Source organism: Candidatus Poribacteria bacterium (assembly GCA_026706025.1).
GTDB lineage: Bacteria > Poribacteria > WGA-4E > WGA-4E > WGA-3G > WGA-3G.
This window is the reverse complement of sequence record JAPOZO010000052.1, coordinates 1-21,753: the sequence shown is the minus strand read 5'-3', so window position 1 is coordinate 21,753 and position 21,753 is coordinate 1. Positions and strand designations below refer to the sequence as shown.

At 48.2% G+C, this 21,753-nt stretch carries 22 protein-coding genes and 1 tRNA gene; 4 read left to right on the top strand and 19 right to left on the bottom strand.

Going from position 1 to position 21,753, the window contains the following annotated elements; translation table 11 throughout:
* Window positions 1-2: 2 nt before the first annotated feature.
* The 16 genes from OXH00_11035 to OXH00_10960 all read right to left on the bottom strand — a co-directional run bounded on the left by OXH00_11035 (window position 3) and on the right by OXH00_10960 (window position 13,765).
* Window positions 3-1,193, bottom strand: a complete 1,191-nt coding sequence (locus OXH00_11035) for a phosphoglycerate kinase (protein ID MCY3741545.1) — start codon at window positions 1,191-1,193, stop codon at window positions 3-5.
* Window positions 1,194-1,426: 233 nt separating this feature from the next.
* The gene (sucC, locus tag OXH00_11030; GenBank protein MCY3741544.1) at window positions 1,427-2,611 is read right to left on the bottom strand and encodes an ADP-forming succinate--CoA ligase subunit beta; all 1,185 of its coding nucleotides are present in this window, start codon (window positions 2,609-2,611) and stop codon (window positions 1,427-1,429) included.
* A gap of 126 nt (window positions 2,612-2,737) precedes the next feature.
* On the bottom strand, window positions 2,738-4,327 hold the full coding sequence (locus tag OXH00_11025) for an AAA-like domain-containing protein (protein ID MCY3741543.1): 1,590 nt from the start codon (window positions 4,325-4,327) through the stop codon (window positions 2,738-2,740).
* Between the two features lie 56 nt (window positions 4,328-4,383).
* A complete protein-coding gene (gene folK, locus OXH00_11020) occupies window positions 4,384-4,968 on the bottom strand; it encodes a 2-amino-4-hydroxy-6-hydroxymethyldihydropteridine diphosphokinase (protein ID MCY3741542.1) in 585 nt (194 codons plus the stop codon).
* Between the two features lie 50 nt (window positions 4,969-5,018).
* The gene (locus OXH00_11015; GenBank protein MCY3741541.1) at window positions 5,019-5,195 is read right to left on the bottom strand and encodes a pilus assembly protein HicB; all 177 of its coding nucleotides are present in this window, start codon (window positions 5,193-5,195) and stop codon (window positions 5,019-5,021) included.
* 4 nt (window positions 5,196-5,199) lie between these two features.
* Window positions 5,200-6,438 carry a beta-ketoacyl-ACP synthase II gene (fabF, locus tag OXH00_11010; protein MCY3741540.1) on the bottom strand — a complete coding sequence of 413 codons (1,239 nt, stop codon included), beginning with the start codon at window positions 6,436-6,438 and terminating at the stop codon, window positions 5,200-5,202.
* 134 nt (window positions 6,439-6,572) lie between these two features.
* Complete coding sequence (acpP, locus tag OXH00_11005; protein MCY3741539.1) at window positions 6,573-6,806, bottom strand: acyl carrier protein; 234 nt, start codon at window positions 6,804-6,806, stop codon at window positions 6,573-6,575.
* Window positions 6,807-6,916: 110 nt separating this feature from the next.
* Entirely contained in the window at window positions 6,917-7,150 is a 234-nt protein-coding gene (acpP, locus tag OXH00_11000; protein ID MCY3741538.1) for an acyl carrier protein, read from the bottom strand.
* 290 nt (window positions 7,151-7,440) lie between these two features.
* Window positions 7,441-8,217, bottom strand: a complete 777-nt coding sequence (gene fabG / locus OXH00_10995) for a 3-oxoacyl-ACP reductase FabG (GenBank protein ID MCY3741537.1) — start codon at window positions 8,215-8,217, stop codon at window positions 7,441-7,443.
* Between the two features lies 1 nt (window position 8,218).
* A complete protein-coding gene (gene fabD / locus OXH00_10990; GenBank protein MCY3741536.1) occupies window positions 8,219-9,157 on the bottom strand; it encodes an ACP S-malonyltransferase in 939 nt (312 codons plus the stop codon).
* A gap of 134 nt (window positions 9,158-9,291) precedes the next feature.
* Window positions 9,292-10,287, bottom strand: coding sequence for a ketoacyl-ACP synthase III (locus OXH00_10985; GenBank protein ID MCY3741535.1), 996 nt, complete (start codon window positions 10,285-10,287; stop codon window positions 9,292-9,294).
* A 98-nt stretch (window positions 10,288-10,385) separates the two neighbouring features.
* Window positions 10,386-10,571 carry a 50S ribosomal protein L32 gene (gene rpmF / locus OXH00_10980; GenBank protein MCY3741534.1) on the bottom strand — a complete coding sequence of 62 codons (186 nt, stop codon included), beginning with the start codon at window positions 10,569-10,571 and terminating at the stop codon, window positions 10,386-10,388.
* A gap of 190 nt (window positions 10,572-10,761) precedes the next feature.
* Window positions 10,762-11,307 carry a DUF177 domain-containing protein gene (locus OXH00_10975; GenBank protein ID MCY3741533.1) on the bottom strand — a complete coding sequence of 182 codons (546 nt, stop codon included), beginning with the start codon at window positions 11,305-11,307 and terminating at the stop codon, window positions 10,762-10,764.
* A 90-nt stretch (window positions 11,308-11,397) separates the two neighbouring features.
* A complete protein-coding gene (locus OXH00_10970) occupies window positions 11,398-12,720 on the bottom strand; it encodes a homoserine dehydrogenase (GenBank protein ID MCY3741532.1) in 1,323 nt (440 codons plus the stop codon).
* Between the two features lie 80 nt (window positions 12,721-12,800).
* Window positions 12,801-12,874, bottom strand: a tRNA-Pro gene (locus tag OXH00_10965).
* A gap of 105 nt (window positions 12,875-12,979) precedes the next feature.
* The gene (locus OXH00_10960; protein ID MCY3741531.1) at window positions 12,980-13,765 is read right to left on the bottom strand and encodes a sugar phosphate isomerase/epimerase; all 786 of its coding nucleotides are present in this window, start codon (window positions 13,763-13,765) and stop codon (window positions 12,980-12,982) included.
* A gap of 545 nt (window positions 13,766-14,310) precedes the next feature.
* Here OXH00_10960 and OXH00_10955 point away from each other — a divergent pair.
* The 4 genes from OXH00_10955 (at window position 14,311) to fusA (ending at window position 19,727) form a co-directional block, all read left to right on the top strand.
* Entirely contained in the window at window positions 14,311-14,661 is a 351-nt protein-coding gene (locus OXH00_10955; protein MCY3741530.1) for a DUF1232 domain-containing protein, read from the top strand.
* Between the two features lie 140 nt (window positions 14,662-14,801).
* On the top strand, window positions 14,802-16,415 hold the full coding sequence (locus OXH00_10950) for a Do family serine endopeptidase (GenBank protein ID MCY3741529.1): 1,614 nt from the start codon (window positions 14,802-14,804) through the stop codon (window positions 16,413-16,415).
* Between the two features lie 123 nt (window positions 16,416-16,538).
* The gene (locus OXH00_10945) at window positions 16,539-17,540 is read left to right on the top strand and encodes a zinc-binding dehydrogenase (GenBank protein ID MCY3741528.1); all 1,002 of its coding nucleotides are present in this window, start codon (window positions 16,539-16,541) and stop codon (window positions 17,538-17,540) included.
* Window positions 17,541-17,561: 21 nt separating this feature from the next.
* Window positions 17,562-19,727 carry an elongation factor G gene (fusA, locus tag OXH00_10940; protein MCY3741527.1) on the top strand — a complete coding sequence of 722 codons (2,166 nt, stop codon included), beginning with the start codon at window positions 17,562-17,564 and terminating at the stop codon, window positions 19,725-19,727.
* 7 nt (window positions 19,728-19,734) lie between these two features.
* Here fusA and OXH00_10935 read toward each other — a convergent pair whose 3' ends face one another.
* From OXH00_10935 to OXH00_10925, 3 genes are all read right to left on the bottom strand, one after another.
* The gene (locus tag OXH00_10935) at window positions 19,735-20,916 is read right to left on the bottom strand and encodes a P1 family peptidase (protein MCY3741526.1); all 1,182 of its coding nucleotides are present in this window, start codon (window positions 20,914-20,916) and stop codon (window positions 19,735-19,737) included.
* Window positions 20,882-21,448 (bottom strand): DUF4416 family protein, encoded by a 567-nt coding sequence (locus OXH00_10930; protein ID MCY3741525.1) that lies wholly within the window; start codon window positions 21,446-21,448, stop codon window positions 20,882-20,884. Before OXH00_10930 ends, OXH00_10935 begins: the two co-directional genes overlap by 35 nt.
* 104 nt (window positions 21,449-21,552) lie before the next feature.
* Window positions 21,553-21,753: hypothetical protein (locus tag OXH00_10925; GenBank protein ID MCY3741524.1), on the bottom strand; the 201-nt coding region annotated here is incomplete at its 5' end.

The following is a 21,753-nucleotide window of genomic DNA, read 5'->3' as shown; positions in this document are numbered from 1 at the left end:
AATTAATTATCTGTTAAAGCGACGATACCGGGGAGTGGCTTGCCTTCTAAAAACTCTAATGAGGCACCGCCGCCCGTTGAGATATGCGTCATCCGATCTGCGACCCCAGCTTGTTGTATTGCTGCGACACAATCACCACCACCGATGATGCTCACCGATTCCGAATCGGCAATCTGTTTCGCCACCGCGATCGTGCCTTGTGCAAAATTCTTGAATTCATAGACACCTAAGGGACCATTCCATACCACTGTTTTTGCGAGCGCGATCTGCTCACCAAAAGCGGATACGGTTTCAGGTCCAATATCTAACCCTTGCCATCCCTCGGGAATAGACCTTTTGCCAATAATCTGAGATTCGGTTTCCGGGTCAAAATTTCGTCCGACAACGTGGTCTACTGGTAATAAAACGGTGTCTGAGAAATCTTCTCTTTCAACCAAGGATTTTGCAACGTCAAGTTTTTCAGTTTCGACAAGCGAGTTGCCGATACTAAGCCCCATCGCTGACAGAAAGGTGTACGCCATACCACCCCCGATGAGGAGTTTATCCACCTGTTCAAGGAGCGTTTCAATCAACGTAATTTTGTCGGATATCTTCGCACCACCGAGAATAGCGACATAAGGACGTGCAGGGTTTTCGAGACTCGTGCTGAGATAATAGATTTCGCGTGCCATCAGGAGCCCCGCGACACACGGATTGAGAGAGTGCGTTACCCCCTCGGTTGAAGCGTGTGCACGGTGTGCTGTGCCGAAGGCATCGTTGACATAGACTTCCGCGACAGAAGCGAGTTGCCGAGCAAATGCGGCATCATTCTCGGTCTCTTCAGCGTAAAATCGGACGTTCTCAAGGAGCAGGACCTCACCGTTACGCAAAGCGTCTACTGCACTTTGCACCGATTCGCCGATGCAATCGTTGACATGTGCAACGCGTGTGCCGAGTTTTCGACTCAAAGCCACGGCGATCGGTTCGGTAGAAAGCGTTTCCCTGTCGGCTGTCGAACCGACCTCCGGCCTGCCCAAATGTGTCACCAAGATGATTTTGGCATCAGCGTTGATGAGTGATAAAAGTGTCGGCAGCGCGGCTGTAATGCGGGTCTCGTCTGTAATCTTCGCTTCCTGCATCGGAACGTTGAAGTCCACCCGTACGAGAACACGTTTTCCAGTAACGTCTATATCCTTTAATTCAAGTTTTTCCATGTTTTTTATAAGTTTTGACCGAGAACGCGATTTCCGATATCTAAAAATGTGCGCGCGTTCTCGGTCAAAGTTATCAGTTAACAGTTGTCAGGAACTGTCAATAACAGATAGTGCGCTCGCAAGGACGTAAACCGTTGATACCACCTACTGATAATTGAAAACTGAAGACGCTTTACCCGTCCGAAACCGATTTCCTGTCCATTTGAACGGTTCGGTCGCCAGTTGCGTTATTTTTATCCAGAGTTCGCTGCCGTTACCGCGAGTTGTGCTGCTTCAGATAGCCCTTCTGCTTGTTGAACATTCAGGTCCGACTCGGCGATAATCTGTTTACCGAGTTCCACATTTGTGCCTTCCAATCTGACTACAAGGGGGACGTTGAGTTCGACCTGTTTCGCTGCTTCAACGATGCCGTTCGCGATGGTGTCGCATTTCATGATACCGCCAAAGATATTGACGAGAACAGCCTTCACATTTTCATCTGCGAGGATAAGACGGAAGGCGTGCGCGACTGCCTCCACGGTTGCGCCACCGCCAACATCAAGGAAATTTGCCGGTTCGCCGCCATTCTGCTTAATAATGTCCATCGTTGCCATCGCTAATCCCGCACCGTTCACCATACAACCGATGTCGCCGTCAAGACGGATATAGCTCAAACTGGATTCGCTCGCCTCCAATTCACTCGGATCTTCCTCGTGTGGATCACGCATCTCAGCTATGTCGGGATGTCGCCAGAGCGAATTGTCGTCGAGATTTACCTTAGAATCAAGGGCAACGATGTCTAATTCATTATCTGTTGTTACGATTGCCAACGGGTTAATCTCTACGAGTGAACAGTCGCATCCGGTAAAGGCATTGTAAAGCGATAAAATGAGTTTTGTGGCATTTGGAATAATCGAATGGTAACTTGTATCGGTAATCAGTTTGTATGCGAACGCCCGCGCTTGAAATTCTGTTAACCCGAAAGCGGGGTCAATTTGTGTTCTAATGATCTTTTCGGGGGTTTGCGCTGCGACCTCTTCAATGTTGACACCGCCTTCCTCACTGCCGATTAAGGTGAGCTGTGAGGTCTCCCGATCAAGCAATATAGCGAGGTAGTACTCTTTCTCTATTTCTACGGCTGTAGCGATAAGCACTTTTCGGACCTGTTTCCCTTCGGGACCGGTCTGTGGGGTCACGAGTTGCATGCCGAGGAGAGTTTCAGCCTGCTGTTTAACTTCTGCGGGTGAGTTTGCGAGTTTGATGCCGCCGCCTTTCCCGCGGCCGCCCGCATGGATTTGTGCCTTGACAATGTATCTACTACAATTGAGAGAACGCGCAACGGTTTCCGCTTCCGCCGACGTTTCGGCAACTTGACCGGGTAACGTATTGACACCATGGGACTCTAAGATTTGTTTGGCTTGGTATTCGTGGATGTTCATATCTTTGGTGTGGTTCTTCGGTAAGACCCCTTTGGCATTTATGTGTTCTGGATTAATATCTCAAAAATTATACCATACCTGAGCGGAAATTGCAAGTTTTTCAAAGGGGCTGGAACCGAAACCGAATCAATCTGATGGACGTTCCTGCATCACTGGAATCACATAACTCCGAATTGCCAACCCATCTATTGTCTCTGTCTCCACGCGCGGTTCCGGCGTGTTGCGATGGTCAAACACAACATAATACCCCTCCTCAGCCTGCTCCAATTTAACGTACGCGGCGAGTTGTGCTTTGCCTGCCTGATAACGGCGATCTCCACCCCAGATTTTTGTTTCAACGATGTATTTTCGGTTTCTGTGGAGAATTAGAATATCCGTTCTACCGCGCCCTGTTTGCACCTCAAGATACATAGTTCCACCCACACTTTGAACAAACTGCTCAAGGTAAGCAAAGAGCATATGCTGTCCGACATATTCTCGTGGCGTATCCGGAACTTGTAGAATTCTGAAACCTACGCGTGCGATAAAGTCACGGAAGTTATCAAGGAGTGCTGCCATCTGAATCTGTCCGTCCGGTGTGAGATAATCCTGAAATTCTGTGCGATCGTCTTCTGGTAAATATTCCTGCTCCAATCCATTGACTATCGGTTTGAATGCATCCATGATGCAATAGTGATAAATTGGGTTGATAATTTCACACATACCGTCAGCACCTTCAGCAATAACACCGTAAGTGGCAAGTTCATTGATGTGTTCATTATAAGGGCTAAATCTTACACCTTCATCGTAGGAGGCGATTTTCATAAGGAGTGCCTCAAACCGCCGATCCTTATGGATATTGGTTATCAGATGATCAATGTTAGTATGTCCCTCGCGCAGGAGTTGGATATGTGCTTCTGAAAAGTGTTTCCTTGTAATCGGTTCGCTTTTCGGGATGTCTAATTCCTCGGTAAGAATTTGCGCAAAGCGATTGACAAGCACAGGCTGACCGGTAGTCTGTTTATGAATGGCTGCAATGGTTTCAGGTGTGAAGGGTTGTCCGACTTCAGCGGTGTATTGTGAAAAGAGTTCTTGCACCTGTTCAAGCGTGAAATTGGGCAATTTGAACTCGTCTTGTATATTAAACGGGGAGATGGAGCGATCGTAGTTGAGTTGTGTAATGCTTTTGACCCCAACAATACCGATACTGTGTGGGCATCGCTCCCTTCCAGAGAGGTAAATATGGCGAAGCGAATGCAAAAACCCCCGGATCGCTTCTTCTGGGATACCATCGAACTCGTCAATAATCATAACAAACCGCTGCGTTTCCAGAAGACTTCCAAGGTCTTCAAAAAATCTGCGCATTGAAATGTGTTCGGTGATCTCTGAACTTTCTAAAAAACGGCTGAGTCTATCAGGTAGATCCTTTTGGCGGTTTTGGAAGACATCCTTAATTTGCTTACGTATTTCTTCGCAGAGAGAAGTGTAAAAGGTAGTAGCGTCACTGTCTACATATCCCTCAAAATTAAGTTGTATTGGGAAATAGGCACTTTCTCGGTTTTCAAGGACATCAATCGCGTTCCGGAAGAAGGAAGTTTTGCCAGTCTGGCGCGGGGCGAAAAGGACAATGTATCTGCCTCTTTCTATCCGCTTGACAAAATCCGCAAGCTCATTTGTGCGAGCGACGACATAGTTATCCTCAGGATAGACGGGACCGCGAGTTTCAAACCATCTCATTTTTCTACGCTCCTTTAGGTGATTGGAAAAATTATATCAGATTGCGGCGTAAACGTCTATAAGAAACAGGTTTCAAATAACCCTATGGATCCTAATTCAGACACGGACTTATCATCCTCAAGACGTTCAAGCAAGGTTTGGATGGTTTCTTGGAAAATTGGATGCACGACATCCGGGGCAATCTCAGCTAATGGAACCAGCACAAAACGGCGATGATGCATCTCTGGGTGAGGAATGACGAGTTTCTCCGTCTGGAGACGCAAATCTCCATAGATTAATATGTCCAAGTCAATTTCTCTTGGACCCCAGCGGATGCGGTGTTGTCTACCAATAGCCATTTCGATGTTTTTCAAGGTGTGTAGTAAGGATAGCGGAGGGAGGTTGGTTTGAATGGCAGCGACACCGTTCAGAAATTGAGCTTGTGCTTCATATCCTACGGGGTCGGTTTTATAAACGGAGGAAATCTTTTGTAAAGTGATTCCCTCCGTTTTCGATAAGGCGTGAATAGCGTTCTGGATATGCGCCAGTCGGTCGCCGATATTGCTTCCGAAGCCAATGTAGACTGAGTACATAGCGTTTGCAGTTGGTAGCAACATGGCTGCACCCCGGCGATTCGTGAATGCCACAAACTGATTAGGCACTCAATAAAAGTTCCTCAAGATTCCTACCGACAGTCGGCTGTGGAAGAGGTTTATTTTTTTTCGGCGTGTGCTAACAACTCGTCAACGATCTCACATAATTGTCCGAAAACTTCTATTTCGTTATCGCCGTGGCAACACGGCCCGATAATTCCCGGACAATATCCGATGAAACATTCATCCTCATCTGACCATTCGACAATTTTGATATATTTTGCGCTTTCGCTCATTTTTTTAAGCTGTGAACTTACGGATGGCAATAGAAGTGTTGTGTCCACCGAAGCCGAACGCGTTGGAGAGTGCAACCTCAATCTTCGCATCACGACTCTCATTCGGGACGTAGTCCAGGTCGCAAGCCTCGTCTGGCATATCGTAGTTGATCGTCGGTGGCAAATAACCTTTCTCCATCGCAGCTAAACAGGCGATGAGTTCCACAGCACCCGCAGCACCGAGCAGATGACCCACCATCGATTTGGTAGAACTAATAGGGATTTTATACGCCTGTTCGCCGAACACGGTTTTAATTGCACTCGTTTCAGCAATATCACCGATCGGTGTAGAGGTGCCGTGTGCATTGATATAATCAATAGCATCTAACGGCAATTCAGCATCCTGAAGTGCGAATGCCATTGCTTTCGCTGCACCTTCGCCGTTTTCAGGTGGGCTTACCATATCATGGGCATCTGACGTTACGCCATAGCCAATTATTTCCGCATAGATATGGGCACCTCGCTTTTTGGCGTGCGATAGCGATTCAAAGATGAGTACGCCGCCGCCGTCGCCCATAACAAAACCGTCCCTGTCTTTCGTAAAGGGGCGCGAGGCGCGTTCAGGCGCATCGTTTCTTGCTGACATCGCGCGCATTGAACAGAACCCAGCAAAAGCTAACGGTGTAATCGCCGATTCCGTGCCACCGGTGAACATTACATCCGCTTCACCGCGCTGAATGATACGAAACGAATCTCCCATAGAGTGGTTCGCACTCGCACAAGCGGTGACGGACGTAGAATTGGGACCTTTGAGGTTAAATTGAATAGAAATTTGCCCTGCCGCCATATTAGGAATCATGTACGGCACAAGAAATGGGCTTACGCGTTTGGCGCCCTTTTCAGCAAGCGTTTTTGCGTTATCTTCAAGGACACCGATGCCACCGATCCCAGAGCCGATATGAACCCCGGCACGGTAAGGATCAACTTTATCGAGTTCCAAACCGGCATCTTTATGCGCCATGATTGAAGCCGCAAGCGCGTATTGAATAAAAAGGGGCAGCCTGGATGCCGCTCGGCGATCCATGTACTGTTCCGCCTGAAAATTCTTTACCTCTCCGGCGATTTGGGTGCGGTGCTCAGAGGCATCAAAATACGTTAAAGGTCCGATTCCGTTTTTACCGCTGGCAAGCGCATCCCAATATTCTTCTTTCGTGTTGCCAATCGCATTGACAACGCCGATTCCTGTAATAACTACACGCTCCACGAGACCGATCCTTTTTTATTAAATAGTTATAGGTTCGCCTGCTACGCAGGCTGTCAGTCATCGGTTATCAGTTAAAAGAGAGCGTTATTAAACGAGCACCTCTTAACTGACAACTGATAACTGATAACTAAAATCTATACATGTTCGTCAAGGTAACTCACGGCATCTTGAACGGTCTGAATCTTTTCCGCATCACTGTCAGGAATTTCGATATCGAATTCCTCTTCAAGTACCATGACCAATTCAACAATATCGAGTGAGTCAGCCCCCAAGTCATCCGTGAAGGAAGCATCTGGGGTGACGTTATCTTCGCCAACGTCAAGTTGTTCAGCGATAATTTCGATGAGGCGTTCTTGATTTGTTGCCATAAGGATTTCTCTGATTTTCTTTTTGCGTTGCAGGCGCGCTTGGTAACGCGTCTAAGCGCGCACCAAAAGGGCTAATAGTTTACCACTACGCGCCCTCAATAGGGCTTAACCTACACGTGTTCGTCAAGGTAACTCAAAGCATCTTGAACGGTCTGAATCTTCTCCGCATCACTGTCCGGAATTTCGATGTCGAATTCCTCTTCAAGTGCCATGACCAATTCAACGGTATCAAGTGAGTCAGCACCCAAGTCTTCCATGAAGGAGGCATCTGGAGTGACGTTATCTTCATCAACACCGAGTTGTTTCGCGATAATTTCAATAAGGCGTGCTTGGTTTGTTGCCATAAGCGTTTCTCTGATCTCCTTTTTAAAGTTTACAGTTGTCAGTTGTCAGTTTTATAGTAAAATCTGCAAATAAGTTTACACTTGTAGCATAGGAGACCGTTGGTTCCCTGTGCCTCCACAACATACACATTCACATAACGAGGCAAGTGTCCAAGTAATTACGGGATCTACTATAATAGTCGTCAGGCATCGGTTTTCGGTTAAGACATTGTGTCAGAGACGTTCTCTCGCACCGCCACAAGAAACCTCTTTAACTGGAGACTGTTAACTGTTAACTGACAACTTCTGAATTACATCACCATGCCACCGTCAACCTGAAGGGTTTGACCGGTGATATAGCGCGCAGCATCCGATGCTAAAAAACAGACAGCGTCTGCCACATCTCCTGGATGCCCAAACTCCCGTAGCGGGATGAGTTCAAGTAGTTGTTTCTGATGCGCTTCCGATATTTCTGCTGTCATATCTGTTGTGATAAAACCAGGGGCGATAGCGTTCACAGTGATACCGCGGGTGCTGACCTCTTTTGCTGTAGCTTTTGTGAAACCTATGATGCCTGCTTTCGCGGCAGCATAATTCGCTTGTCCTGGGTTTCCTACAAGTCCAACAACCGATGAAATGTTGATGATGCGTCCGCTTCTCTGACGGATCATCGGACGCAGGACCGCACGAGTACAGTACATCGTACCTGTCAAATTCGTCTGTAGAACAGCGTCCCAGTCCTCATCTTTGAGACGCATGAGCAACATGTCGCGGGTAATCCCTGCGTTGTTCACAAGAATGTCGATTCGCGAAAACTGATCCATCGTTTTTTCAATAAGTGCTTCAACATCAGCCTTTTCAGAGATGTCAGCAGCCATTGAATGCGTACGGTAGCCTTTGTCCCGCAGTGTTTCAGCGATCTGTGCGACTGACTCGGCAGAACGCGAACAGAGAACGACGTTCGCACCGGCTTCGCAGAGTCTCTCCGCAATTGCCGCACCAATGCCACGTGACGCACCTGTAACAATAGCCGTTTTGCCACTCAGTAGATCTTCCCTAAAAACATTCTGTTCTGTTGTTACATCCATTTTATCCACTATTTCCATGTTCATCTGTTACGACGGAGAGCGTCTTAGGGTCTTCAACATTCAAGGCATTGCTGTCCGAAAGTGTTCGTTTCACTAAGCCGGACAATATCTTCCCTGGACCAACCTCTATAAACCCTGTGATACCTGTATTTCTTATAGTGTGTACTGTCTTTTCCCACTGTACGGGTTGTATTATCTGTTCAAAGAGAAGGTCTCTAATATTCTCCGCATCTGTTGCAAACTCACCGGTTACGTTCATTACAATGTCAACCTGTGGCGGATGCAACGTTATTGTATCAAGCACGGATTTGAATTTTTGTTGTGCCGGTACCATCAATGGCGAGTGAAACGCGCCACTCACTGGCAAAGGGCGACACCGTCGCTCACCAATCTCAACTTTGGCAAGCGAGATGACATGATTGATAGCATCTACTTCGCCAGAAATTACCAATTGACCCGGACAGTTGTAATTGGCAATATTTACAGTTCCTTCAGCGGTGGCACAGAGTTGTTGCAATTGCTCATTTTCCATTCCAAGGATTGCCGCCATAGTGCCTTGTTGTGTCTCCCCGGCTTCCGCCATGAGACGCGCGCGTGCGTCTACCAAGCGCAAGGCATCGGCGAATTCGAGAACGCCTGCCGCTACGAGTGCAGAATACTCACCTAAACTATGCCCAGCGACAGCGGTCGGTGTGATACCGAATTCCTTTAGGATTTGCAACGTCGCAACACTACAAGTTAGAATCGCCAGTTGTGTATTTTCGGTCTGTTTTAAGGCATCTTCCGGTCCCTCAAAACAGAGTTGACTCAAGCCACGTCCAAGGGCTGCGTCAGCTTCCTGAAAAATAGCGTTGGCAATTGGATAGGCTCGCGCCAATGCCGCCCCCATGCCTACCTGTTGTGAACCTTGTCCTGGAAAAATGAATGCCAATTGTGTCATTGTCTTTTGATGAATGGCTATCGGCTTTCGGTAAATTGGCTTTCAGCAATCGGAAACCATCGGCTATCGGCAAGAAGAGGGATTATTAAACAAAAACCTCTTGAAACTGATCGCTGATGGCTAATTGCTGATGGCTATAACCGTAAGAGTGTGCTTCCCCATGTTAAACCCGCGCCAAAAGTCACAAACAGAAGTAGATCACCTGGCTTTGCACGCCCTTCGCGAATTGCCTCATCCAAAGCGATAATCACCGTTGCTGCGGAGGTATTACCATATTTATCAACGTTAACATAGACCTTCTCTCTCGGCACACCGAGCCTATCGCCGACTGCCTCAATAATGCGCAAGTTCGCTTGATGCGGAATCAACAGGTCAATTTCATCAATACTGACATTTGCTTCACGTAGAACGCACTGCGCGGCTTCGGGCATAAGTCGCACCCCGAGTTTAAAGACTTCTCGACCGTTCATCTGAAGTTTGTCCCGCTTTTGGGCGATCGCTTCCGCTGTGATCGGCATTCTGGAGCCGCCTGCCGGGATGCCGAGGAGATCGATATCAGCATAGTCTCCATCGGACCCGATATAAGATGCAAGGATCCCTTTCGGTTCATCTGTAGCTTGAACTATCGCAGCACCCGCACCATCTCCAAAGAGGACACATGTGCTTCTATCATTCCAGTCGACGATTTTGTTAAAAATTTCACCACCGATGACCAGAATGGTATTATAGCGTCCAGATTTAATCATGCCATCGGCTAAATCCAGTCCATAAAGGAACCCCGCACACGCAGCAGATAAATCCATCGCGGCGGCGTTCTTCGCGCCGATGCCTTTCTGGACATAGCACGCTGTTGACGGGAAAAACGTGTCAGGTGTCACGGTAGCAACGAGAATCATCTCGATGTCAAGTGGATCAATATTCGCATTTTTAATCGCCCAGCGTGCGGCATGGACACAGAGATCTGATGTAGCGACTTCGTCTTCAGCGATGCGGCGTTCGGCAATGCCTGTGCGTTGACGAATCCATTCGTCAGTCGTATCCACCATTTTCTCAAGATCAAAGTTGGTGACAATCTGTTCAGGGAGGTAAGAACCTGTTCCTGTGATAGTTGCATGTCGAAGTTGCGTCATTATGTCTCTCTTGGCGTTTTTGGCGTTGTAAATCCTTATTTGCAAGCCGAGACTTGCTGCTGTGGAAATCCCATCGGTTTTTCTCACCGACCCTTTATCTACGCCTCGTCAGTGGATTTTAGCACAGGGCGTCCGTTATAATGTCCACACCCGGAGCAGACACGATGAGATACGATCATGTCTCCGCAATATGAACAGACGCTTATGGTTTTATCGTAGAGCGCGTTATGGCTCCGCCGCATTCTTTTTTTCGATTTTGACGTTTTCCGTTTTGGATGCGCCATCAGTTATCTCCTTACAATTCTTTGTGGTCCTGGTCGTCGCAAGCTGAAGTTCATTCCCACAATTCTATGTACTTTAGAACCTACGCATTTCCTCTTAAAGTCCCCCTGATAAGGGGGATTTAGGGGGTTTAAAACTAAAAAATCTACCATCGCGTACTAAATTTGCGTAAGTCCTGTATCTGTTACGGTCTCAACTTTTTTCGAGCATTTTTGATAGCACTGCAAACGGATTAGAGGTAGATGCTGGTGCCTCATCCGTTGGTTCGCAGGAACACGCGCTAATATTGAGTTCCGCACCACATTGTGGGCACAACCCTTCGCATGTTTCGGAACAGAGCGGCCATGCCGGTATTTCAAGAACAAGTGCTTGCCGGACGTCTTCTGAAATATCTAAAGTTTCACCGTCATAATATCGTTCATCTGCCTCACTCTCTTCTAACGATTCGCTACCGATAGAGAATAGCAGCTCAAACGCTGTTGCTATGTCCACCTCAAACGGCGTGATACAGCGTCCGCATTCTACCAAAATTTTCGTTTCAATATCCGCTGTCACATAAACATTGTCGTCGCCTTGACGAAACAAACGGACTGCACAGGACAAGCGGTTAAGAAATTCTACCTCCTCATAATTCAAACCGAGCGGAGCAGGCGGCACAAGTGCTTCGTATGCCTTGAAGTCCTCGTGTCGAAGGTCTTTCATGTCGAACACTAACGTGTCTCTTACGCCGTCCTTCATGTTGAATTTTACCTCAAGCATCTATCGGGCAGTCTTCAGGTTTCCCTTGTTATACAAGGGTGGCGAACACGCGGGCTGTCGTTAGTAAAATTAAAAATCGACTTCTTCTTCGATTCTAATAAGTTGGGTGTCACCTTTCACAGCTTCAAGCGTCCGAATCTCGGCAAGTGCGGTTTTCATATTCTTTTCCCGCGCGCTGTGTGTCAGCATAACGAGCGACACAGTCTCCATACCGTGCGGATCCTTTTGAATGACAGAGGCAATGCTAATCTGCCAGTTCCCCAGGATGGTACCGATTTTCGCGAGCACCCCAGGCCGATCCGCAACTACAAAACGGAGGTAGTAGCGCGTCTCTATATCGTCAATCGGAGACACATCAACTTCTGCTTGTGCCCCAGCAAGCCACGCTCGCGAAATGGGGGTGCTTATACCTTGTTGCACGGATTTTCCCGCGTCAATAATGTCTGCAACGACGGCACTCGCCGTCGGCATCTCACCCGCGCCCTGTCCATAAAAAAGCGTGGGACCGACCGCGTCACCAATGACGCAGACTGCATTGAATGCGCCGCCGACGTTCGCCAGCAGACTCCGTTCCGGCACGAGGGTCGGGTGCACGCGCGCCTCTACACGGTTGCCACCGCTTAACTTCGCGATGGCGAGCAGTTTAATAACGTAACCGAGTTCGCGCGCATATTGGATCTCTTTTTGCGTGATGTTGGTAATGCCCTCGACGTGAAATTGCGACAGCGAGATATTGCTCCGATAGGCAAGGGCAATCAGAAGAATGAGTTTCTGTGCAGCATCAATACCTTCAACGTCAAAGGTTGGATCGGCTTCGGCATATCCTTTATCCTGCGCAGCTTTAAGGATGTCTGAGAAATCAACACTCCGTTCATGCATCTCAGTTAGAATATAATTACAAGTTCCATTTACAATGCCGTAGAGGGAGTGGATTTGGTTGCCTGCGAAGCTTTCTTGGAGCGTTTTGATAATTGGGATGCCACCAGCAGTGCTCGCTTCAAAATTGAGACTCACTTGATGCTCTGAAGCGAGTTGGAACAATTCGCCGCCATGTTCTGCGAGAAGGGCTTTATTTGCTGTGACGACATGTTTGCCGTTTTGGATCGCGCGTTTAATGAGCGTGTGTGCTTCCGGGACACCGCCAATCAACTCGACGACGATATCAATATCTGGATTATCAACGACTTCTGTTGGATTGGTTGTCAGGCAGTCCGCGGGAAGCTCAACGCCCGCTCGCGTTGCGGGGAGTGTCCGTTTGACTATTTTTTTTAGGCGTAATTCAATGCCACTATTTTTGGCAATGAGAGTATTCTGATTTAATAGGATCTTGGAAACACCGGTGCCGACGGTACCCCAGCCTAAGATGCCAACATTAATGTACGACTTGTCCACTACTACAACTCCCCCTTTCTTTGCTGTTTGCTGCGCGGCGTGTGATCGGAACGCCGACAAATCAAATTATATATCAGAGATCGGGGCGACTGGATTCGAACCAGCGACCTCTTGAACCCCATTCAAGCGCGCTTCCGGGCTGCGCCACGCCCCGTTATTAACAAAATTAATCCATTTAATTGTATCATAAGCCACTTTGAAAGTCAAATAAAAATGTATTTTCTTTTGTAGGGGGCGGGTTTCCCGCCCCTCCTCTAATCTACACAAAACCCATCTCTTTCAGGTTTCTCAGGCTAATACCTAAACTTTCAAACGGGTCGCGTTCGTAGCAGCTATCTTGTTCGATGATATACCACTCAACCCCTGCATAGATACAAGCATTTAAGATGGCAGACCAATTAAGGTTCCCCTCACCGATTTCCGCAAAACGTTGTGAGGAACCTTCCATCGCCATGTCCTTAAGATGGATGATGTCGGCGCGTCCTTTTAATTGACGCACCCATTCTGCTGGGTCGCCACCACCGTGCTGAATCCAGTACGTATCAAGTTCACTTTTAAAATAGTTCGGATCGCTTTCGGCATACAAAATCTCTAAACCGGTACGCCCATTATAGCGTTCCAACTCGAAACTATGATTGTGATAGGAAAAGGTCAAACCGCCTTCGGCGAGTCGTGCGGCGACTTCGGATGCCTCTTTCGCAAATGTGGCGTATCCTTCAGCACTACGGTATTCACCCGGAAGTCCGCCAATTGCAGCATGCTTGCATCCCCACAGTTGATGTTCATCAATGACAGCTTGCGGTTCATCACACATCCTGTCGTAACTTGTATGGGTCGCGATGATGCTAATACCTTCCCCATCAACGATGTTTTTCAAAGCTGCAGGTTCAATGGGACCGAGTGCAGAGCATTGCACCGCCTCATATCCGAGTTGCCGAACCTTTTTGACCGTCTCAGCGATATCCGCCTCAGTTTTGGTAAATTCTCTGACAGTATAAAGTTGTGCTGCGATCTGTTTCGCAGAAAGCGCGTTTTGTGTTGCCATAATGACTCCTTATTTTTCGCTTATGCTATTTTCGGCGAATAGTATACCCGAAAAGAATGTACAGGTCAAGTTAATCTCAGAATCAAGCAGAGCCATTCAGTTCTCGGTTTTTTCGTCCAATTTTGGACCCCCCAGGCCCGGTAGGTGCGGTTTCCTAACTGCACTATAGTCCTGTAGTCCTGTAGGTTGGGTTGAACGGATACTCCCAAAACCCTGAAAAGTAACACAAGACGCAGCTTGCACCAGAGATGGCACGGTAAACAGAAAACCGAGAGAAACCCAACGCCTTGGCGGTTTCCGGGCCCCTGACGGTGTGAAGTTGGGTTTCACTGTATTCTTGATTATGGACGACACCCCACTGGATTTGAGAGGTATTCGGAAAATACATCTGCCTTCTGAGTTCCGTTCAACCCAACCTACAGGACTAAATTGACACCTATGGTGTCAATTTTAGAAAACACCTACGGGACTGAAAACTGATAACTGATAACTTCTAAAAAAAATTGGTTTGCATATAAAAAACAGTTTTGGTAAACTTTAAAATTATGTTGAATTCATTTTTCTTCGGCGGTAAAAGGCAGGGTTCCTTTCGCCTCTTTCGCCTCCTGCTCCATCTCCCAAATTTCGTCAAGTTGGCGTGGCGACTGTTTGTCGATGAACGTGTGCCCGTCTACCGGAAGGCGATCCTCATCCTTGCCGAATTATTAGCAGTTGCCTTTGCTATCGCCTATTTGGTGAATCCACTGGATTTTGATTTTCTCCCGATTATTGGGCGATTTGACGATATCCTCGTGGGTGCTTTTCTGATTCTGGTTCCCGGTGCTTGGTTCTTTATTAAATTATGTCCCGAACACATTGTCCGTGAACATGTAGATCGAATTTCACGGAAAGAATGATTTTTTTTCAACTTTTTTGCAACTTTTCTTTCCAATAGGTGTGTGTTTAAAACGTAAACACAAAAACCTAAAAATATAGTTCCGGTTGTCTCCAACAAAATCGGAGTTTCCGCTAATAAATTATACTGGAGGTTTATACCATGAAATCCAAAAACACACTTCGGAACCCTATAAGGGTCATGTTGATTCTGACAGCGTTTGTTGTCGTCGCAGGAATTGTCATCAGTTGGGATACCGATGAGTTCACGCTACAAACTGCAGTCGGGCAGACGAACGACACACCTGAAACATCAGAAGATTTCCTGCACTTGGAGCGCGCAAATCGGGCGTTTATTGATTTAGTCAAACGGACGCGCCCTGCGGTTGTGCAAATTACAACACAAACAAGACGAAATAGAATCGTGACATCACAAAGAAATCAACTGACACCTGAACAAGAAGAGGAATTTAGACGCTTTTTCGGCGATGAGTTCCCATTCAGACGCTTTTTTGAAGAACCCGAACAAGTCCCTATCCCGAATCCAAGACCTTCCAGAGGTGTTGGCTCCGGCGTAATTGTCAGTGACGACGGTTATATCCTTACCAACAACCATGTTATTGAGGGCACCGATGCCATTAAGGTGACCCTATCAAACGGCAAAGAGTATGATGCCGAGTTAGTCGGGCGTGATGATGGGCAGAGTGAAGTCGGCGGTAGCGATTTAGCCGTTATTAAAATTGATGCTGAAGCACTTCCTGTCCTACCGTTCGGCGATTCAGACGCACTTGAAGTCGGTGAGTGGGTCATCGCAATCGGAACACCGCTGAACTATTCCCAGAGCGTGACGCGCGGCATTGTGAGCGCGAAGGGCAGGACTGGTTTCACTGCCTATGGACAGTTCATACAAACCGATGCCCCGATCAATCAAGGGAACAGCGGCGGTGCCCTGATTAACATTCGTGGCGAATTAGTCGGTATTAATACCCTTATTGCCACCAATAGCATTGTTAGGGGCAATATCGGCATCGGTTTCTCTATTCCAAGCAATCTCGCACAACAGATCTTGCCGCAACTTATAGAAAACGGGAAGGTGGAACGCGGGTGGCTCGGTATTAGTATGGACGCAGTGAGTGCTGAGTTCGCAGAGAAACTGAATCTTGATATGCCACGCGGCGTGCTTGTTAAAGTTGTTGGTCCGAAAAGCCCTGCGCAAAAAGCAGGCATCCAGGTCGGAGATGTTATTCTTACCTTTAATGAGCAACAAGTCCAAGACCTGCATCACTTGCGGCATATTGTCGGAGCAACAAAGGTTGGTAAATCTGTTGAAGTGACAGTCATCCGGGAGAACGGCAAAGAAGAACGGTTGACTGTTAAATTGGGGAGACGCACACAAGAAACCCTTGCCTCACTCTCACCCGATGAGGAACCGCCAATAGTCGTGCAAGCAGATGAAGAAGAAGGAACGCTTGCAGGGCTTCAGGTCGAAGAGCTAACCCCTGAGATGGCTGAACGGTACGGCTATGCTTCAGGCGAAAAAGGCGTTATTGTCACACAGGTTGAACGCGGCAGCAATGCAGAAAAAAAAGGTATCAAACCCGGATACCTCATCCAAGAATTGGAATGGATGCCGGTTGATGACCTTGAGTCGTATGCCCGTATCGCTGAGCAACTGAAAGCGCAGCATAAGAGACGTGTGCTCCTCTATGTCAGATTGCCAGATAATCGCGGTGGCGACTACGTCACCTTGGGCCCGCGTCGCACATCAGACCGGTAACTAACGCAGCAGGCATCCGCGCTATTGGACGGTTCGCGGATTAACACTTGACGGATAGTTGTTTTTCTGGTAGACTGCCGGAAAACAACTATCCTTCTGTTATTAAAGAGGCTCAGATTTTTGATGAAAGCACAACGCGTTGTTTGGCCGAGTCGCGCCAAAGTTGAGGTTGAGACGTTTGAGTTACCGCCTATCGGAGACGATGAAGTCCTCGTCGCCACAGCGTGTACGCTCATCAGTCCCGGCACGGAGCGTGCCTTCTTACTCGGACTCCCAAATGCACAGGGACGTTACCCATCTCATCCCGGTTACAGCAATATCGGTACGGTGATAGAGATCGGTAAATCAGTTACAAACTATAAAGTAGGTGAACGCGTCGCCTCAACACAGGGACACACCAGCCATTTTATTGCCTCGCCGAATCGTTTACTCAAAGTAGCATCCACGGGTGTTCCCGCCGAAGAGGCGGTTTTCTTTAATCTCGGTGCGATTGCATTACAGGGTGTCCGAAAGGCACGGATTGAATTGGGAGAGGCAGCACTGGTTTTAGGACAAGGGCTCATCGGTTTACTGGCACTGCAACTTTCGAGACTCAGTGGGGCAACACCACTCATTGCGGCAGATCTCACCGATAGCCGTCTCGAAATTTCCAGAAGTATGGGCGCAGACTGTGCACTCAACCCGGAAGATGCTAATTTCTCTGAGCAGTTAGGTGATGTTACAGAAGGTAATGGACCGGCTGTTGTTATTGAAGCAACCGGGCATCCAGACGCAATCAGTACCGCCTTAGATGTAGCGGGACGGGATGCTCGCGTAGTGCTGTTAGCAAGCACACGCGGAGAAACACCGAAGGTGAACTTTTACCGCGATGTCCATAAGAAAGGACTTATCCTTTACGGCGCGCATAACTCTATCCGTCCGCGCCAAGAATCCTCACCCAACTTCTGGACGCTTGAAGATGATAGTCTTTTGCTGTTGACACTCATCGCACAGAAACGGTTCAATGTTACTCCCTTGATTAGTCACTGTATCCTTGGAGAAGAGGCACCGAAGGCATATCAATTGCTTATGGAATGGAATCCTGGCTTACTCGGTGTTGTTCTTCAGTGGAACAACGATATGTAGACGCTGATCTGAAGGAAAAAAATGGCACGCGAATACCCTATTGAAAATGTACGCAACATCGGCATTGCAGCACACATTGATGCCGGTAAAACGACTACGACTGAACGGATTCTTTTCTACACCGGCAAAAAACATAAGATCGGGGCGGTAGATGATGGCACCGCTGAGATGGATTGGATGGTGCAGGAACGAGAACGCGGCGTGACTATCACCGCCGCCGCGACGACCTGTTTCTGGCGCGAACACGCCATTCATCTCATTGATACACCCGGACATGTCGATTTCACGGTGGAGGTGGAGCGTTCGCTGCGGGTCTTAGATGGAGCAATAGCACTTTTCTGTGCTGTCGGTGGTGTCGAGCCCCAATCAGAAACCGTCTGGCATCAGGCGGAACGCTACGGTGTACCGCGCATCGTTTTTGTCAATAAGATGGACAGGGTTGGTGCGAATTACGCTCGCGTCCTGGAGATGATGGCAGCACAATTGGGCGCGAATCCACTCCCGCTCCAATTGCCGATCGGTGAAGGCACAGACTTTGATGGCGTTATTGATCTGGTAACACAAAAGGCGATGCGTTGGGACGCAGCAGATCAGGGACAGACCTATTCAGAGATGGAGATTCCATCTGAATTTCAGGATGATGTTGATCAGGCACGAGAGACGCTTTTTGAAAGTGTTGCCGTTGAAAACGAGATGTTGCTTGAGAAATACTTGAACGGCGAAGAAATTACGCGTGATGAATTATTGGCAACTGTTCGCACAGCGACTTTAAGCGGCGCATTAGTACCGGTGCTGTGTGGGAGTTCTTTGAAGAATCAAGGTGTTCAACCACTACTTGATGCAGTCATTGATTTTTTGCCCTCTCCTGTTGATGTGCCGTCTATTGAAGGGACTGCACCACAACCGACTTCTGCCGGTGCGCGTGCCAAACGTAAAAGAGACGCAACTTCCGAGGGCGGCGAGGAAGATAAAATAACGCGTCCCGCAGACGATACTGCCCCGTTTTCAGCCTTAGCCTTTAAAGTTGCGAGTCACCCAACGGTCGACAAACTCGTTTACTGTCGCGTCTATTCTGGCACGCTTCGGCGCGGGGAGGCGATCTACAACGTCCGTTCCGAGAAAAGAGAGCGAGTCAATCGCATTTTACAAATGCACGCCAATAAAGAGGCAGTGTCTGATGCGGCTTACGCCGGTGATATTGTCGCACTTGTCGGACTTAAGGATACCAAAACCGGGGATACTGTGACCGATGCAAAAGAACCGATCCTCTTAGAATCCATCACTTTCCCCGATCCAGTTATCTCTATTGCGATAGAGCCTGAGCGCGCGAGTGATGCGGACGCTTTAGAAGAAACGCTCGAAAAATTGATGGATGAAGACCCGACCTTTACTGTCGGGATTGATAAGGAGACCGGGCAGCGAATTATCTCTGGGATGGGCGAACTACATCTGGAGATTTTGACCGATAGGATGGTTCGTGAATTCGGAGTTAACGCTCGAGTGAGCAAACTCCAAGTGGCATATCGCGAAACGATAAGTACCGTTGCGGAGGCGCGTGGGACACACATTCATAAAACCGATGAAGAAGGCATTTATGGTGATGTGCTGCTCACGGTTGAACCCTTAGAACGCGACGAAGGATTTCAGTTTGAGGACAACACCGACGAAACACAGATCCCGCGGCAATATATCCCTTTCATTGCGACGGCGTTGGAAGGAGCAATGGGGACAGGTCCCCGCATCGGGTACCCGATGCAAGACGTGAAGGTAACGCTCACGGGCGGTTCCTATCATCCAACGGATTCCTCGGAGGTGGCATTTGAAGCGGCAGCAGCCCTCGCTTTTGAAAACGCGGTGAGAAAGGCGAACCCTTTACTCTTAGAGCCAATTATGCAGATACACATCACTGTCCCTGATGAACACGTCGGCAAGGTCATCGGCGACCTGAATGCACGCCGCGCCCACATTAGCGAAAGCTTGGCACAAGACGAATCCGAGACAGGACGTGCATCCCTATTGACGCAGGACATCATCAACGCCTTTATCCCGTTATCAGAGACATTTCAATACACGACCCGACTCCGCTCAATGACACAAGGACGTGGCGCGTTTACATTGGAATTTTCACATTACGAAGTTGTGCCTGAGTCACTTGCCCCCGGTGCGAAGCCTGTTGGCTCGGCTTAGACGCAGCTTAACGCCCGTATGCCCGCATCACTTTTTCTAATTCAGTCAACGGAATCGCGTACATCGTCCTGTCGTTGCGTCCGGTGGTCGTTGTTGCCATTGTCATTGAGTTGACAATAGCCTCCTCTGTTGCTTCAATGACTGCTTGGAACAGCGAACTTAAGCGCCCATTGGCGAGCATCTTGATTTGAAAGGTGCCGGTTTCCGTCCTGCTCGGAAAGATATTCGCCGTGGAAAACGCGATGACGAATTCACCGCTACCATCCGTGCTTGGTGTGCCTGTGCGGGCGAGTCCATGTGTTGCACGGATCGCCAACTGCTTCAATTGACGGTGTGTTAACGGCGCATCTGTCGCGATAACAATAATAAAGGATCCATCTCTGGTCGGTTTCGGTGGGGACCCCGTAATTTCTTTTCCAACTGGAACACCATCAATTCGCAATTGATGCCGCCGACCGCCATTGGAGTTAACGAGGACACCTATTGTCCAGCCGCCCCGTTCTTCAGGTAGAACGCGAGAGGATGTACCGATACCCGCTTTGAACCCGTAGCAGCGCATACCGGTGCCACCGCCAACGCAGCCTTCGATGACGGGACCATTGGTGGCATTTTCAATGGCTTCAATCGCGTGCACTGCTGTGACATGGAGTCCACTAATGTCGTTCAAACCGCCATCATAACACTCTGCTACAATCGGGAGCACAATGTTGTTGTCCGGATACCTTTTCACAATGTAACGAACAACGCCATCGTGCACTGCGCCGACACTCAGCGTATTTGTAAGTAAAATAGGGGATTCAATCCATCCGGCTTGGTTAATACGCGCGATGCCAGTTGCTTCACCGTTGCCGTGGATGGTATAGGCAGCGCCGAACAGGCGTGCCGTCCAAATATCATCACTTGGAATGACAGCGGTGACACCCGTCCGAATGGAATCGCCTTCATTCAAGGTGACATGTCCGACCTTTACACCAGCGACATCGGTGATGGCATTGTGAGTACCTGTTGGAAGCGTCCCAATTTGGATACCGATGTCGCGTGCCCGCGCGCGGGTATCCAAATCTGTAGATTCAACGTTTACACTGTATATAGAACATGCTAAAAAAACACCCGTGAAAACGACAAGAATCAACAATTTCATGTCGCACGCGGTTTTAATATCTGCTATTTTTTCTACAAATATCTTCATCTTCCAATTGATTCCTATAAATTGCGCGGATTTTGTTAAAGATAGCAATATATGTTGGCAGCCGGTAGTCGGGGTAACTCCACTCCCACGGTTGGAACGTTTTACGATAAAAGCGGAGTGTAATTTCGGCATAAATGCCATCACAGAGATAGATACGGTGGGCGTGATCTTTCGTTGATGCAAGCACTAACTTTGCCAAACAGAGGTAACCTGCGTCTAAATTGACGCGTCGCGCATCTCCTTCCGGCTTCTTTATTGTGAAATTTTGTTCCACCTTATTTGTAAACAGTTTTATCTCTGCCAATGTACCCGCGTCAATGAGTCTTTCAAAACTGATAAATTGCCTGTGGATGTCCGGTCCCATCTCAGCTTCATAATAGTTTGTGCTTGCAAAAGGTAGCAGCTCGCTTGTGAAGTCAATGGGGCCGAGACGTTGTGTAAGTTCCGGGTAAACGGTTGACAGAAGTCCCGGTTCAGCGGTCAGCACACCGATGACGGCTTTAACAGGTTGTGGTCTTGTAACGATACCCATGTTATTCTCCAGAATCAAACCGTGCGACGAGGTTCCTGTGTTTCGCCACCCTAAACTTTAGGCATTGAGTATAACAGACAATATTTCAAGTGTCAATGTTTCATTTATCGCGTCAACTCCCAGGTCCGGTAGGTAAGGAAAATGTTGTTTTCTGGCAGCACCCATTTCTTACGAAAGGCAATGTAGAAGTTAGAGTAGCCTTTTCCGCGTTCTCCGCGCCTTCCGCGATTCAGATTTGTAGCATAAACTGTTAGTTTCCTTGTTTTCGTCCAATGAAGGCGTAATGTCATTCTTGTTTGAAAGGT